The sequence below is a fragment of the Janthinobacterium sp. SUN137 genome (assembly GCF_030587265.1).
Taxonomy (GTDB): Bacteria; Pseudomonadota; Gammaproteobacteria; order Burkholderiales; family Burkholderiaceae_D; genus Janthinobacterium; species Janthinobacterium kumbetense.
Genome location: NZ_JAPWHZ010000006.1, coordinates 13,345 through 28,064, shown reverse-complemented (window position 1 = coordinate 28,064; position 14,720 = coordinate 13,345). Strand labels below are relative to the sequence as shown.

At 62.2% G+C, this 14,720-nt stretch carries 14 protein-coding genes; 7 read left to right on the top strand and 7 right to left on the bottom strand.

Going from position 1 to position 14,720, the window contains the following annotated elements:
- Positions 1–204: 204 nt before the first annotated feature.
- Positions 205–2,973 carry a preprotein translocase subunit SecA gene (secA, locus tag O3298_RS26705; RefSeq protein WP_099665423.1) on the top strand — a complete coding sequence of 923 codons (2,769 nt, stop codon included), beginning with the start codon at positions 205–207 and terminating at the stop codon, positions 2,971–2,973.
- An 80-nt stretch (positions 2,974–3,053) separates the two neighbouring features.
- Here the strand turns inward: secA and O3298_RS26700 are convergent, their stop codons facing one another.
- Positions 3,054–4,190 carry an alpha/beta hydrolase gene (locus O3298_RS26700; protein ID WP_305060975.1) on the bottom strand — a complete coding sequence of 379 codons (1,137 nt, stop codon included), beginning with the start codon at positions 4,188–4,190 and terminating at the stop codon, positions 3,054–3,056.
- 448 nt (positions 4,191–4,638) lie between these two features.
- On the opposite strand from O3298_RS26700, the gene argJ reads away from it, so the two are divergent.
- The 5 genes from argJ (at position 4,639) to O3298_RS26675 (ending at position 7,926) form a co-directional block, all read left to right on the top strand.
- Positions 4,639–5,877 carry a bifunctional glutamate N-acetyltransferase/amino-acid acetyltransferase ArgJ gene (argJ, locus tag O3298_RS26695; RefSeq protein WP_305060974.1) on the top strand — a complete coding sequence of 413 codons (1,239 nt, stop codon included), beginning with the start codon at positions 4,639–4,641 and terminating at the stop codon, positions 5,875–5,877.
- Positions 5,874–6,755 carry an ATP-binding protein gene (locus tag O3298_RS26690; RefSeq protein ID WP_289906890.1) on the top strand — a complete coding sequence of 294 codons (882 nt, stop codon included), beginning with the start codon at positions 5,874–5,876 and terminating at the stop codon, positions 6,753–6,755. The genes argJ and O3298_RS26690 overlap by 4 nt, the downstream gene beginning before the upstream one ends.
- Positions 6,752–7,174 (top strand): NUDIX domain-containing protein, encoded by a 423-nt coding sequence (locus O3298_RS26685; protein WP_099665419.1) that lies wholly within the window; start codon positions 6,752–6,754, stop codon positions 7,172–7,174. The genes O3298_RS26690 and O3298_RS26685 overlap by 4 nt, the downstream gene beginning before the upstream one ends.
- Before the next feature lie 119 nt (positions 7,175–7,293).
- Positions 7,294–7,503, top strand: a complete 210-nt coding sequence (locus tag O3298_RS26680) for a DNA-binding protein (protein ID WP_151092746.1) — start codon at positions 7,294–7,296, stop codon at positions 7,501–7,503.
- A gap of 6 nt (positions 7,504–7,509) precedes the next feature.
- Positions 7,510–7,926, top strand: coding sequence for a PIN domain-containing protein (locus tag O3298_RS26675; protein ID WP_289900361.1), 417 nt, complete (start codon positions 7,510–7,512; stop codon positions 7,924–7,926).
- A 3-nt stretch (positions 7,927–7,929) separates the two neighbouring features.
- On the opposite strand, the gene yacG is transcribed toward O3298_RS26675, so the two are convergent.
- The 6 genes from yacG to O3298_RS26645 form a co-directional block, all read right to left on the bottom strand.
- Entirely contained in the window at positions 7,930–8,121 is a 192-nt protein-coding gene (gene yacG / locus O3298_RS26670; RefSeq protein WP_034748814.1) for a DNA gyrase inhibitor YacG, read from the bottom strand.
- A gap of 18 nt (positions 8,122–8,139) precedes the next feature.
- Entirely contained in the window at positions 8,140–8,895 is a 756-nt protein-coding gene (gene zapD, locus O3298_RS26665; protein WP_077399896.1) for a cell division protein ZapD, read from the bottom strand.
- 83 nt (positions 8,896–8,978) lie between these two features.
- Entirely contained in the window at positions 8,979–9,605 is a 627-nt protein-coding gene (gene coaE / locus O3298_RS26660; RefSeq protein WP_305060973.1) for a dephospho-CoA kinase, read from the bottom strand.
- Between the two features lie 31 nt (positions 9,606–9,636).
- On the bottom strand, positions 9,637–10,506 hold the full coding sequence (locus O3298_RS26655) for an A24 family peptidase (RefSeq protein ID WP_289900359.1): 870 nt from the start codon (positions 10,504–10,506) through the stop codon (positions 9,637–9,639).
- Positions 10,507–10,612: 106 nt separating this feature from the next.
- On the bottom strand, positions 10,613–11,809 hold the full coding sequence (locus O3298_RS26650) for a type II secretion system F family protein (RefSeq protein WP_305060972.1): 1,197 nt from the start codon (positions 11,807–11,809) through the stop codon (positions 10,613–10,615).
- A 73-nt stretch (positions 11,810–11,882) separates the two neighbouring features.
- Positions 11,883–13,355 (bottom strand): DHA2 family efflux MFS transporter permease subunit, encoded by a 1,473-nt coding sequence (locus tag O3298_RS26645; RefSeq protein WP_305060971.1) that lies wholly within the window; start codon positions 13,353–13,355, stop codon positions 11,883–11,885.
- Between the two features lie 206 nt (positions 13,356–13,561).
- Between O3298_RS26645 and O3298_RS26640 the strand changes: the two genes are divergently transcribed.
- Positions 13,562–14,719: a hypothetical protein gene (locus O3298_RS26640; protein WP_305057725.1), complete on the top strand. Its 1,158-nt coding sequence runs from the start codon at positions 13,562–13,564 to the stop codon at positions 14,717–14,719.
- Position 14,720 lies beyond the last annotated feature (1 nt).

The window sequence follows — 14,720 nt, the reverse complement described above, 5'->3', positions numbered from 1 at the left end:
CCTTACAGTATGGAAAATGTCCGCAATTTCTGCTATTTGTTTGTCATTAAGCTATTGTTATATGGCGCATTACCCCAACCATGTCGGGAACGCATGATAAAATCATCGTCTTTTGCCATAGTCGAACTCCGTGCGGTGACGCGATTACTACCGCGTTGTTCCCTACCGAGCTTTTTTTAACGGCGTTTTTTCAAGAATTCAAGCATGTCATTACTGACCCAGATTTTCGGTAGCCGCAACCAGCGGCTGCTCAAGCAATACCAAAAAACGGTACGCGAGATCAATGCGCTCGAGCCGGCCATCGAAAAGCTGTCGGATGCCGAGCTGCAAGCGAAGACGCCTGCCTTCAAGGAACGCATCGCCGCCGGCGAATCGCTCGATGCCTTGTTGCCGGAAGCCTTTGCCGTCTGCCGCGAGGCCAGCAAGCGCGTCCTGCGCATGCGCCATTTCGATGTGCAGATGATCGGCGGCATGGTCTTGCATTTCGGCAAGATCGCGGAGATGGGTACGGGCGAGGGCAAGACCCTGATGGCAACCTTGCCAGCCTACCTGAATGCCTTGTCGGGCAAGGGCGTGCATATCGTCACCGTCAATGATTACCTGGCGCAGCGCGATGCCGAGACCATGGGCCGCCTGTATGCGTGGCTGGGCCTGTCGACGGGCGTGAACATGTCGCAGATGGAGCACAGCGCCAAGCAGCAGGCGTACAACTCCGACATCACGTATGGCACGAACAACGAATTTGGTTTCGACTTCCTGCGCGACAACATGGTCTACGAAGCGCGCGAGCGCGTGCAGCGCAGCCTGAATTTCGGCATCGTCGATGAAGTCGACTCGATCCTGATCGATGAAGCGCGTACGCCGCTGATCATTTCGGGCCAGGCCGAGAACCATACGGACCTGTATCACAAGATCAATGAAGTGCCTGCGCGCCTGACTTTGCAGATCGGCGAAGAAACGCCGGACGGCAAGGGCAAGGTTGAAGTGCCGGGCGACTACACCAAGGATGAAAAAGCGCACCAGGTGCTGCTGACGGAAGCCGGCCACGAAAAGGCAGAAGGCATCCTGATGGAGATGGGCCTGCTGCCGGAAGGCGCCTCGCTGTACGATTCGGCCAACATCACCCTCGTGCACCACCTGTATGCGGCCCTGCGCGCGCATGCGCTGTACTTCAAGGATCAGCACTATGTGGTGCAGAACAATGAAGTGGTGATCGTCGATGAATTCACGGGCCGTCTGATGACGGGCCGTCGCTGGTCCGATGGCTTGCACCAGGCCGTCGAAGCGAAAGAGGGCGTCAAGATCCAGAACGAGAACCAGACCCTGGCCTCGATCACCTTCCAGAACTACTTCCGCATGTACGCCAAGCTGGCCGGCATGACGGGTACGGCCGATACGGAAGCGTACGAATTCCAGGAAATCTACGGCCTGGAAACGGTCGTGATCCCGCAAAACCGTCCGCTGCAGCGCAAGGACCGCCAGGATCAGGTCTATAAATCGTCGGCGGAAAAATACAACGCGATGTTGAACGACATCCGCGACTGCTACGAGCGCGGCCAGCCCGTGCTGGTGGGTACCACCTCGATCGAGAACTCGGAACTGTTGTCTGGCATCCTGACCAAGGCCGGTTTGCCGCATAACGTGCTGAACGCGAAGCAGCATGCGCGCGAAGCGGAAATCATCGCCCAGGCAGGCCGTCCGAAAGCCATCACCATCGCCACCAACATGGCCGGTCGCGGTACGGACATCGTGTTGGGCGGTAACGTCGAGAACCAGATCAAGTTCATCGAAGCCAATCCTGAACTGAGCGACGCCGACAAGGCAGCCCAGTCGCAGACCTTGCGCGATGAATGGCAATCCCTGCACGACCACGTGGTCAATGCGGGCGGCTTGCACATCATCGGCACCGAACGCCACGAATCGCGCCGCGTCGACAATCAGCTGCGTGGCCGTGCCGGCCGCCAGGGTGATCCAGGTTCGTCGCGCTTCTACCTGTCGCTCGACGACGCGCTGCTGCGCATCTTCGCCGGTGACCGCGTGCGCGCCGTGATGGACCGTTTGAAAATGCCGGAAGGCGAACCGATCGAGGCAGGCATCGTCTCGCGTTCGATCGAATCGGCCCAACGCAAGGTTGAAGCGCGCAACTTCGATATCCGCAAGCAATTGCTGGAATACGATGACGTCGCCAACGACCAGCGCAAGGTCATCTACCAGCAGCGTAACGAATTGCTGGAAACGACCGATATTTCCGACATGATCGCTTCCTTGCGTCATGGCGTGTTCACCGACCTGGTGCACGAGTACGTGCCGCATGAATCCGTGGAAGAACAGTGGGATATCAAGGGCCTGGAAAATACCCTGGCGAGCGAATGGCAGCTGGACTTGCCGCTGCATGAAATGCTGGAAGCCGATTCGACCCTGACGGACGAAGAGATCCTGGAAAAAGTGCTGGCCGCGGCCGATGCCGTGTACCAGTCGAAGATCGATATCGTCGGCAAGGAATCGTTCGGCGGCTTCGAACGCAATGTCATGCTGCAAAGCGTGGACAGCCACTGGCGTGAACACCTGGCGGCGCTCGATCACCTGCGCCAGGGTATTCACCTGCGCGGTTATGCGCAGAAGAATCCGAAACAGGAATACAAGCGCGAAGCGTTTGAACTGTTTGGCCAGATGCTCGACATGATCAAGAACGACGTCACGAAACACGTGATGACGGTGCGTATCCAGTCGCGCGAAGAAGTCGATGCGGCCGAACAGGCGATGCAGCAGTCGCACGTGGAAAACGTGCACTACCAGCACGCCGAATTCGACCCGAACGCGGCGCCGGAAGAACTGCTGGCTCCTTCGGCCGGCGGCAACATGGACAACGTCGACGACATGAGCGTGAGCATGGGCGTCAAAGTGGGCCGTAACGACCCATGCCCTTGCGGCAGCGGCAAGAAGTACAAGGCTTGCCACGGCAAGCTGGCTTAAAGCCGGCTGCACGGCTTGAACAGGAACGGAGACCGCGGTCTCCGTTTTTTTATGTCCGGCATGCCTTGCCCGGCCCCGGCTCAGGGAAAGGCCCAGTATTGCGGCGCCTGCGAGGGAATGCCCTTCAAGCCGCCGCGGTTTTTTGCCCGTTGCCCCGTCTTGATCATGGTGGCGATATCGGTCAGCAAGACGCGGTTGCTGGCGAAGTAATCGTGCCCCATGAAGTTCATGATGACGGCCGATGCATCGACGAGCTCCATGCCGGGAATGCCGACGACGGGGCCGCGGATGTCGCCTATCCTGTCCCAGTCGGCAAAATTGTAGGAAGCGCGGATCGCCTTGTCGTTCGCGGACGCGTACAGGGTGGCGGAGAGCTTGAGGCTGGCAAAGCGGGGGGCGATCTGGTCGCGGAAGACATCGGCATTGATGTCCGGCGCCGCCAGCACCACCTGCTTGAACAGGGGCAGCAGGTCGGGGCGCTTTTCCAGCAGGTTGGCCAGGGCCACGGTCATCGGACGGTTGCCCATGCTGTGGGCGATGAGGTAGATATCGGTGGCCGAGGAGTGCTCCGCGAAATCGGCCAGGAACGCCTGCAGGTGCGCCTGCGTCCATTCGGCGGAATTCTGGTCGTATTCGTAGCCAGCCATCGAGCCTTTCGATGGCCAGCTGTAGAACACGGGCAGGGCGCCGATATCGAGGTCGACGGCCATCTGCGCCGTGCGCCGGGCGGCGTCGTCAAAGGAATTGCTGTAGCCATGGATATAGATGAAGGCGGCGCGGCGTTCCGGTGCGGCTTGAATGCTTGCCTTGACGGTGGCGAGGAAATCCGCGCGCGACAGGCGCGTGGTTCCCTTGATCAGCACATATTTTTGCGCATCGTCACCGGACAGGATGGCGTACCAGGGCGGCAGCGGCAGTTCGCCCGGCGCTCTTTTTTCCGGGATGCTGACGAGGACGCTGCCGTAGCTCAGGTGGGGGGCGGCGCGGTTGGGCTGCCAGCCATAGCTGCGGCTGCTGGCCTGGTATTGCCTGTCGGTGGCGTAGTACACGGTGACGTGCACGGCGCCGGCCGGCGGTGGATCGTTGCCAGGCTTGGTCATGCCGCTGCTGCCCGTGAGCATGCCGCTGCTGCCGGCCAGGTTGCCCAGATTGCCGACCAGGCCGCCGATGCCTGACCATGAGCTGCTCCATGGGAAGGTTGGCGGTGGCCGTCCCACCCCGGTCGCGGGTGGAAATTCTGCTGCTGGCGGCGTTTCAGCGGCCGGCGGCGCTGTGGATGCCAGATCGGTGGCGTGGTCGATGGCATGATCGGCCGGTTCACCTGGCAGCGTACAAGCCGTCAACGAGGCCAGCAGGCAAAACAGGCAGCATAAACACCATAGATGCAACGGGCGTGACGAGCCTGAATCGCTGCGATGCATGCGGTAGGATTTTCCATGCGCCATGACATCCCCTCCCCGGGCGCTTGTGCGAGACGCGTGATCGTCTGTTCCTATACCTTAGCGCCGCCGGGCGGCGGCGTTCTGATAAATCGCAAGCCTGGTCATGTTGCCGACCCGCTTCGCGACTGCCCTGGCCGGCGCGACTATTCCCTTGCCGCATGTTCACCGGCGCCGCGAAGGCGCTACAATAGCGCTTCCCTTTTCCCTCGCAGAAGAAATCACCATGGCCGTCAATTCCCCCAAGCCCGTCGCCGCCGACTTGAAAGCCGTCGCCGGCATTGAAATCGGTGTTGCCGAAGCCGGCATCAAGAAACCCAACCGCAAGGATTTGCTGGTATTGAAACTGGCGCCGACGGCCACCGTGGCCGGCGTGTTCACCTTGAACCGCTTCTGCGCCGCGCCCGTGCAAATTTCGAAGGCCAACCTGGCCGCCGTGACGGCCGGCGCCGCGCCGATCCGCGCGCTGCTGGTCAATACGGGCAACGCGAATGCGGGCACGGGCGAATCGGGCCTGGCCGACGCGCAGGCCAGCTGCGCCGCGCTGGCCGAGCTGCTTGGCTGCACGCCGCAGCAAATCCTGCCGTTTTCCACCGGCGTGATCCTCGAACCCTTGCCCGTGCAGCGCCTGGTCGCCGGCTTGCCGCAAGCTGTGGCCGCACTGACGCCGGACAACTGGTTCTCGGCCGCCGAAGCCATCATGACCACCGACACGCAGCCGAAAGCCGGCTCGCGCACCGTCACCATCGGCGATCACGCGGTCACCCTGACGGGCATCAGCAAGGGCGCCGGCATGATCAAGCCGAACATGGCCACCATGCTGGGTTTCCTCGCGTTTGACGCCACCGTGGCGCAACCGGTGCTGGACCAGCTGGTGAAACAGGCGGCCGACAAATCGTTCAACTGCATCACCATCGACGGCGACACGTCCACCAATGACTCGTTCATGCTGGTAGCGACGGGCGCCGGCAGCCTGGTCATCGATTCCATCGATTCGCCGCACTACGCGGCACTGGCAGCCGCCGTGACCGAACTGTCGACTTTCCTGGCGCAAGCCATCGTGCGCGACGGCGAAGGCGCCACCAAGTTCATGACCGTGATCGTGGAAGACGGCCGCAACGTGGAAGAGTGCCGCAAGATCGCCTATTCCATCGCCCATTCGCCGTTGGTGAAAACGGCATTCTTTGCCTCCGACCCGAACCTGGGCCGCATCCTGGCCGCCATCGGCTACGCGGGCGTGGACGACCTTGATGTGGGTCAATTGAACCTGTATCTGGACGACGTGTGGGTGGCCAAGAACGGCGGCCGCAACCCGGACTACCAGGAACAGGATGGCCAGCGCGTGATGCAGCAAAGCGAAATCACCATCCGCGTGAAACTGGCGCGCGGCGATGCCACGGCTACCCTGTGGACGTGCGATTTGTCGCATGACTACGTGTCGATCAACGCCGACTACCGCTCATGACCGGCCTCGATCAATTCCTGATCCGCGCCGAACGGGTACTGGCGCGCCTCGAGTCGATCTTGCCGCCGGCCTTGCCGGCGACCGACTGGAACAGCTTTGCCTTCCGCTGGCGCCGGCGCCAGGGCGCGGCCAGCCATCTGCAGGCCGTGGCCCACGTGTCGTCCATCGCCTTGGACGATTTGCACAATATCGGCACGCAAAAGGCGCAGATCGAGCAAAATACGCGCCAGTTCGTCAGCGGACGTCCCGCCAACAACGTGTTGCTGACGGGCGCGCGCGGCACGGGCAAGTCGTCGCTGATCAAGGCATGTCTGAACCAGTTCGCCGACCAAGGCCTGCGCCTGATCGAAGTGGACAAGGCGGATCTTGCCGACTTGCCCGACATCGTCGACCTGGTGGCGGCGCGCCCCGAGCGCTTCATCATCTTTTGCGACGACCTGTCGTTCGAAGAGGGCGAGAGCGGCTACAAGGCGCTGAAAGTGGCGCTCGACGGCAGCATCGCCGCGCAATCGGACAATGTGCTGATCTACGCCACGTCGAACCGCCGTCACCTGATGCCGGAACGCATGTCGGACAACAGCAGCTACAAGACGGATGACGACGGCGATTTGCATCCGGGCGAGACGGTGGAAGAGAAAATCTCGCTGTCCGAGCGCTTCGGCCTGTGGCTGTCGTTCTACCCGTTCAAGCAGGATGACTACCTCGATATCGCAGCGCACTGGCTCGCTTCGTTCGGCTGCACGCCGGAACAGATCGCGCAGGCGCGCGGCGACGCCCTGCGCTGGGCCTTGCAGCGCGGTTCCCGTTCTGGCCGGGTAGCGTGGCAATTCGCGCGCGACTATGCTGGGAAACTACCTGCGGGAAAGTTGCCGCAATGAGCGAAGTGAAAGTCACACCGGTGGATGTCGCCGTCGGCATCCTGATGAAGCCGAATGGCGACGTGTTGCTGGGCCAGCGCCCGGCCGGCAAGCCGTATGACGGCTATTGGGAGTTTCCTGGTGGCAAAGTCGAACCGGGCGAAGCCATTTTTGACGCATTGAAGCGCGAGTTTGTCGAGGAACTGGGGCTGTATATCGACAGTGCCGAGGCCTGGTGCGGCGTCGAATATGTGTATCCGCACGCCCATGTGCGCCTGCATTTCTATATCAGCCGAGAGTGGCGGGGCGAGCCGCAAAGCCTGGAAGGGCAGGCGTTCGCCTGGCAGGGCACGGTCGGCGTGGAACCCTTGCTGCCGGCTACCATTCCCTTGCTGGAATGGCTCGACGAGGTACGCCGGGAATCGCTGGCGCTTGCCTGATTGACACTTGTGCCAGCGGGCAGCACCATGCTGCGTGCTGGCGCAAGCTTTCCTGTTACTGTCCTTGTATCGCGCGCGCTTTGCGCTACAGTGCTTTCATCTAGCATTGGGAGTTGCGCATGCCGTTGACACTGACCTTTACCGATACCGATGAATTGCTGATTGCCGCCCTGCACAAGCGTGCGCGCGCGCATGGTCGCAGCATCGAAGACGAGCACCGCGACATTCTGCGTAGCGCCTTGCGGCCGCTGCCGAAGCGTCCGCTCGACGATATTCTGCGCGGCATGCCCGACGTGGGGCACGATGCGGATTTCGAGCGCCGTTCCTGACGTGCGATGTCCGCCTACCTGGTCGACACGGATGTGATCGTTGCGGCGCGCAAGGGCAGCGCTGCGCCGGAGGGTGTGCGCACTTTTTTTGAACGGGTGGCGCCGGAAATGCGCTATGTGCCGGTACAGGTGATCGCGCAATTGCGCGCAGGCATACAGCGCAGCTGGCGGCGCGAAGCGGCGCTGGAAGCACTGGCGCTGGAAGGCTGGCTGGAAGCCGTGCTGGCGGACTATGCGCCGCGGCTGCTGGAATTCGACCTCGATTGCGCCCTCGTATGCGCCCGCCTGTGTGAGCGGGGCCATGCGCATGGCGTCGATGGGCAGATCGCGGCGATGGGTATCGCCTATGGTTTGACGGTGGTCAGTGGCAGGCTCGACAGTTTCGCGGCGCAGGGGCTGCGCCTGGAAAATCCGTTTCGCTGAGAATTATTGCGGCTTGTTGTCTTCGTCCGCCAGCGGATCTTCGAACGGGTCGGCGGCGGGGATCGTGTATTTCTCTTCGGCCCAGGCGCCCAGGTCGATCTGCTTGCAGCGTTCCGAGCAGAAGGGGCGGAATTTGTTGGCTTCAGTCCATTCGACTTTGGCGGCACAGGTAGGGCAATTAACGACGGTCATGATGGGGCAAATAAGTAACAGTTAAAAATTACAGAGCGTGAGCTCGAATGGGACATCTTCTTCCAGCGGCTTGGGCTTCAAGTCGCCGCCCTGGGTAGTGAAGCGCACCCACAGCATATATTTATTGGCAGAAATTTCCGGGATGGCGCCGCTGCTTTCATCCAGGCTCAGGCGCAGCATCTGGTATACCTTGCCTTGCAGCATTTGCTGGTAGCTGCCGCCATTGGCGATCAGTTTAACGGGTCCGCCGGAATCGCGCAGCAGGCGCAAAACCAGGGCCAGCGCGTCGAACAGCGGTGCGAGCGGGGCGAACCAGGCGTGGATATCGGTCAGGCGCTGTTCCGAGCTGCGTTTTTGCCAGGCAAAGTAGGACGGCAAGTCGAATTCGCAGGCGCCGCCGGGGATGATGGTGCGGCCGCGGATGCTCATCAGCCATTCATTGTCACGGATATTCTGGCCCGTCTTGCCTTGCGCCGCCACCAGGGCGCCGCTGACACTGTCGAGTTCGCCAAGGATGGCATCGAGCGTTTCCGGTTCCACATTTGGATTGCTACGGTATCCGAGCAGGCTTTGGCGCTGGCGCTCGAGTTCCTGCAGCAGGTCGGACTTCAGGTCGGCGCGGCCAGCCACTTCGAGCATATCGAAAATAGTTGCCAAGGCAACATGGTGCTGCATTGCATGCTCTTGCTGGATGAAGAACTTGAATTTGTCGTACAGGTCTTCCAGCCGCAACAAGGTACGTATGCGTTCGTTGAAAGGGTATTCGTAGACAATCAAAATAATTCCCTTAAGTAAGGACCTGCAAACAATCCCGTGATTTTGAACCAAGCGTCGACAAATTACAAACGTTGCGGCCCGATTCAGGCCATTCTTTTTGAAAATGCCAGATATAAATCGTGCAACTGGGCAATCTGCGGCGCCAGGGCGGCCAAATCGCCATTATTGTCGATCACATCGTCCGCCGCCGCCAGGCGCATGGCGCGCGTGGCCTGCGTCGCCATGATGGCTTTGACTTGTTCTTCCGATAAGCCATTGCGCGCCATCACGCGCGACACTTGCAGGCTTTCCAGGCAATCGATGACGAGCACCCGGTTGACGCGTTCTACCCATCCGCCGGACTCGACGAGCAGGGGGACGGCAAAGATCACGTAGCTGCCCGTCGCTTCGGCGGCGGCCGCCAGGGTCGCCTGGCGGATGCGCGGGTGCAGGATGGCTTCCAGTTTTGCCTTGGCGGCGGCGTCGGCGAATACGAGGTTGCGCATTTTTGCGCGGTCGAGGGCGCCGCGCGCATCGGCGTAGTCGGGGCCGAATTCCGCCACCAGGGCCGGCATGGCCGCGCCATTGGGCGCCGTCAGGCTGTGCGCGATCTGGTCTGTGTCGACGATGGAGGCGCCCAGCGCGGCGAACTGGTCGGCCACGGTGCTCTTGCCGCAACCGATGCCGCCGGTGAGACCCACGCTGAAATACGGTGCGTTATGAAGTTGCATGTGTTTTTCCATAGGGGCAGTGTTGCGCGGGTCAGCTGGTCAGGCCCAGTGTGAGGCGCGACAGGGGCGTGCCGTACAGCAGCGCGATCAGGCCTGCCGCCGCCAGGTAGGGACCGAACGGAATCGGTTTGTCGCGCCCCCGCTTGGCAAACACGATCAGGCCGATGCCGACCACGGCGCCCACCAGCGACGACAACAGGATGATCGTCGGCAGCATGGTCCAGCCCAGCCACGCACCGAGCGCCGCCAGCAATTTGAAGTCACCATAGCCCATTCCCTCCTTGCCTGTCGCCAGCTTGAAGGCCCAGTACACGGCCCACAGGGCCAGATAGCCGGCGGCCGCGCCGATGACGGCGTCCTGCAGGGGCACGAAAGTGCCATTGATATTGATCAGCAAGCCGGCCCACAGCAGGGGGAAGGTGAGGTCGTCGGGCAGCATTTGCGTATCGGCGTCGATGAAGGTCATGGCGATCAGCAGCCAGGCAAACACGAGCGTGGCCAGGCCCGTCCAGCCGCTGCCGAAGTGCCAGACCAGGAGGGCCGACAGCGCGCCCGTCAGCAGCTCGACCAGCGGATAGCGCACGGAGATGGGCGCCTTGCAGGCGCTGCATTTGCCGCGCAGCAGCAGGTAGCTGATGACGGGAATGTTTTCCATGGCCGTGATGCGGTGGCCGCAAGCGGTGCAGTTCGAATGCGGCAGCATCAGGTTGTAGCGGTCCGTGTGCGGCAAGGGCAAGCCGCTTTCTTCCGCCACATAATTATCGGATTCGCGCTGCATCATTTTCGGCACGCGGTGGATCACCACATTCAGGAAGCTGCCGACGATCAGGCCGAACAGGGCGGCAACGAGGGCGACGGGCAGATTGCCGGGCGCGGCGAACAGCAGGGTATCTTGCAGCATGGTGAACTTGTCTGAGGTGATGAATGTTGCCGTGCAAACATTGCCTGGCACTGCCGCAGTGTAAAACATCCGCCGGCACATGGGGACGTTTTAGGCGGGTGAATGGTCAAATCACGGCTCCCAGCTTGAAAATCGGCAAATACAGGGCGATCACGAGGGAACCGACGAGTACGCCAAGCACCACCATCAGCGCCGGTTCCAGCAGCGTGGAAAGGGTGGCCACGGTGGCGTCGATATCGGCCTCGATGATGTCGGCCGCGCGCGACAGCATGGCGTCGAGCGCGCCGGACTCCTCGCCGATCAGGGTCAGTTGCGTCAGCAAGGGAGGGAACACGCCGCTGTGTTCCATGGCCAGGGCCAGGCTGCCGCCGGCGCGGATTTCGCGTTCGATGCGCGTCGTCGCTTCCTGGTACAGCGCGTGGCCGGCGGCGGCGCCCACCAGGCCGAGCGAGTCGAGCAGCGGTACGCCGGCGGCGAACATGGCGGCCAAGGTGCGCGTCCAGCGGGCGATCGCCGCCTTGCGCAAGAGGGGACCGAACACAGGCAGGCGCAAGGCCTGCAGTTGGATGTTGCGCCGCCACGCGGGAGAGCGGCGCCAGGCCAGGTGCAGCAGCACGCAAGCCAGCACGAGCACCGCCAGCAAGGCCAGCCAGTAGCGGACAACAAACGCGGATACGCCCATGACGAGCAGGGTGGGCAGCGGCAAGGGCGCGCCGAAGCTGTCGAAGACCTGGCGGAAAGCTGGCACGACCACGCTCATGATGATGGCCGTGACGACGAAGGCGACGAGCACGATGGCCAGCGGATACATCAGCGCGCCGCGCACCTTCCGCCGCAGGGCGATGGCCTTTTCCTGGTGCGTGGCCAGGCGCGCCAGCAAGTCTTGCACGATGCCGGCCTGTTCGCCTGCCGCCAGCAGGTTGCAATACAGTTCGTCAAACAGCAGCGGGAACTGGCGGAAAGCCTGCTGCAGGCTGCTGCCCGCTTCGATGTCGTGGCGCAAGTCGCGCATCAGCGCCGTGATCGCGGGCTTGGCATGGCCCTTGCCGGCGATGTCGAAGGCGTGCAGCAGCGGCACGCCAGCCGCCATCATGGTCGACAGCTGGCGCGTAAACAGCGCGATATCCTTGCGCGTGATGGCCTTGCCCGGTGCGCTGCGCGCGGCCTGCACCCGGGTGGCCAGGATGCCCTGGCTTCTCAATGTGGCCTTGGCAGCGCAGGCGTCGGCGGCGCGCAAGACACCATCGACCGGCTTGCCATGGCGGTCCGTGCCCTTCCACGCAAAGCGCCGCTCGGCCGCCATGTGCACCTCCTGCCATCACGATAGCAGCGTCAGGCAAAAGTACCAGCGGCGCTGGCGGCAAGCTTGATGTGGCTCAGCCTTTTGTAGTTTGCACTTCCGTCTGCACAACGGCCTGGGCCTTGACGTCGGCCGCATCCTCCTCGTCGCTGTCCGTGCCCTTGCTGATGCTTTCGCCATCGTCGCGGCGCAAGGTCCAGAAGGTCAGCGAGGACAGCACCGTCAGAGCCGCCAGGGTGAGGAAGGCGTGATGCAGGGCCGTGCTGAGCATGGCGCGGTCCGACTGCGGCATGTCGCCCAGGTACCAGCCCGTGATCAGCGAACCGAAGGCGAGGCCAAAACTCATCGACAGTTGCTGCATCGAGCTGGCGATCGTGCTGGCCATGCTCGAATCGTTCTTGTCGACGTCGGCATACGCGATGGTATTCATGCTGGAAAACTGCAGCGAATTGAAAAAGCCCATGCACAGGCTGATGGCCACGATGACGTACAGGGACGTGCCCGCGCTCACCTGCGAAAACATGGCGATGGTCACGCCGATCAGCACGGTGTTGACGATCAGTACCTGGCGGTAGCCGAAGCGGGCCAGCACGCGCGCGGAAATGAATTTCATGCCCATGGCGGCAGCGGCCGACGGCATCATCAGCAAGCCCGATTGCCAGGCGGGCAAGCCCAGGCCCAGTTGGTACAGCAGCGGCAGCAGGAAGGGCAGGCCGCCCACGCCCAGGCGCGTGACGAAGCCGCCTACCACGGAAACGCGGAAGGTGCGGATCTTGAACAGGGTCAGGCGCAGCAGCGGATGCAGCACTTCGCTCGAATGCCAGACATACGCGGCCAGCAGGCTGATGGAGATGAACAGCAGCACGGCAAACGAGGTGCCGTCGATGCGGTGTTCGCCAAAAATTTCCAGCAGCCATGACAGCAGCGCGATGCCCGTGCCGAACAACACCAGGCCGATCAGGTCCAGCGGACGGGGCTTGTCGCCATAGTAATCAGGCATGTAGCGGTGCGCCAGATACAGCGCCACCAGGCCGACGGGCACGTTGACGAAGAAAATCTCGCGCCACGACAGCCAGTGCACGATCAGCCCGCCCACCGTGGGCCCCAGCAGGGGACCGATCAACGCGGGGATGATGACGAAATTCATGGCCGCCAGCAGTTGCGACTTGGGAAAGGTGCGGATGATGGTGAGCCTGCCCACCGGCATCATCATGGCCGCGCCCACTCCTTGCAGCAGGCGCGCGGCCACCAGCATGGGCGCATTCACGGACAGGCCGCACAGGATGGAGGCGAGGGTAAAGATGGCGACGGCGGCGGAAAACACGCGCCGCGTGCCGAAGCGGTCGGCCATCCAGCCGCTGATGGGAATGCACACGGCCAGGCTCAGGATGTAGCTGGTGACGACGGCCTTCAGGCTCAGCGGCGTCACATTCAGGCTGGCGGCCATGGCGGGGATGGCGGTGTTGACGATGGTGGAGTCGAGTTGCTCCATGAACAGGGCGGTGGCGACCACCCAGGGAAGGTAGCTTTTAATCGGGGAACTGGTCATGGATGCGAGCCTGAAGAGGAGAAACGGAGCCGACAGTACGATGAATTGTCACATAAATGACGCAGGCGTGCCGCCCGCGCCTTCCCTTTTGGCAACGTGCCGGGGGCGTAGTCCATGGAACATTTGTTCTATAGCAATAGATTGCTGGCAAGGCTAGCATGTGTTTTCTGGCAGCTCCGGCCCCTTTTTCCCGAAAGTCACTCCACATGAAAAATGCACTTACCTTCCTTGTCCTGGGCGCGGCCCTGTCCGCATGCGGTGGCGGCAGCAATGGCGGCACGCCAGCGACGCCGGTGACACCGCCGGCCGTCGTGACGCCTCCCGTCGTTCCCGCCGACAGCGTGACGGTGGCGTCAGTTGCCGTGGCCAGGGAGGCCGGCTTGAGCGTCATTGCCGGCGCCAGCGCCGATGAAAGCGTGTACGACGTGGTTGCCGATATCGGCGACACCTGGCGCATCACGTTCGACAGCGTCAAGAAAACCTACACTATCCGCGTGCTGTCGACGCAGTTCGGCTTGAGCGACCGCAGCGGCACGTTTACCGCGTCCACCACCGGCAATCTCACCACCTACACGGCAACGGATTTCAGCGTCACCGTCGATGCGCGCACGCGTCTTCTGTCTGGCAATATCAAATTGGGCAACATGATCTCGACCGTCAGCGGCACCGGCTATGCGGTGGGTGACGTGGCCAGGCTGGCCGGCAACTATATCTTCCTGGGCGGCATGCGCAATGCCTCGAACGGCGGTGACCGTTTCAATCCGAAAGGCAGTCTCAGGATCGCTGCCGACGGCGCGGCCCAACTGTGCAATGGCGGCGTATTCAATGCGCAAGGCGTGTGCTCGCCAGTATCGCTGCTGCTGGACGCGGAAAACGCCAGCCTGACCCTGGTCAAGGATGCGAAGAACGGCTTGCTCGTCGCACGCCAGGGCAGCCAGGACTTCGGCATCGTGCACGTGCATGCGGGGGATCGGGGGCTGGCGCTGTTCATCGACCGCTACAGCCGCAACCAGGAAAACGTCCTGCGCGTGGGCACCATCGTGGCGGCCAGACAGCAGAAAATCGGCACGGAAATCAATGGCAGCTACGCCTGTGCGGCGCAGGGTGGCACGACGGGCAAGATCGACATCGCCAGCAATGTGGCGACCATCACCAATAACGGCACGGGCAAGGTGCACGCGGAAAACGTGACCCTGAACAAGCTGGGCCTGGGTGCGCAAGCCGTCGATGTCGATGGCATCGCCGTGTTCAAGGACCCCGCCGACGTGCCGGCCGACTATTCGATGTTCATGCCCGTGTCATCGAGCATGGCCGTCGAATTTTCGACCGACCGCTCGTACATGGGCATGTGCCTGAAAAAATGAC

Excerpts from the sequence above, each read along its gene's own strand:
- O3298_RS26645 (WP_305060971.1), bottom strand. The coding sequence starts at position 13,355 with ATGACCAGTTCCCCGATTAAAAGCTACCTTCCCTGGGTGGTCGCCACC.
- O3298_RS26650 (WP_305060972.1), bottom strand. The coding sequence starts at position 11,809 with ATGGCGGCCGAGCGGCGCTTTGCGTGGAAGGGCACGGACCGCCATGGC.
- O3298_RS26690 (WP_289906890.1), top strand. The coding sequence starts at position 5,874 with ATGACCGGCCTCGATCAATTCCTGATCCGCGCCGAACGGGTACTGGCG.
- O3298_RS26680 (WP_151092746.1), top strand. The coding sequence starts at position 7,294 with ATGCCGTTGACACTGACCTTTACCGATACCGATGAATTGCTGATTGCC.
- coaE (WP_305060973.1), bottom strand. The coding sequence starts at position 9,605 with ATGCAACTTCATAACGCACCGTATTTCAGCGTGGGTCTCACCGGCGGC.
- O3298_RS26685 (WP_099665419.1), top strand. The coding sequence starts at position 6,752 with ATGAGCGAAGTGAAAGTCACACCGGTGGATGTCGCCGTCGGCATCCTG.
- O3298_RS26640 (WP_305057725.1), top strand. The coding sequence starts at position 13,562 with ATGAAAAATGCACTTACCTTCCTTGTCCTGGGCGCGGCCCTGTCCGCA.
- secA (WP_099665423.1), top strand. The coding sequence starts at position 205 with ATGTCATTACTGACCCAGATTTTCGGTAGCCGCAACCAGCGGCTGCTC.
- O3298_RS26675 (WP_289900361.1), top strand. The coding sequence starts at position 7,510 with ATGTCCGCCTACCTGGTCGACACGGATGTGATCGTTGCGGCGCGCAAG.
- O3298_RS26655 (WP_289900359.1), bottom strand. The coding sequence starts at position 10,506 with ATGCTGCAAGATACCCTGCTGTTCGCCGCGCCCGGCAATCTGCCCGTC.
- argJ (WP_305060974.1), top strand. The coding sequence starts at position 4,639 with ATGGCCGTCAATTCCCCCAAGCCCGTCGCCGCCGACTTGAAAGCCGTC.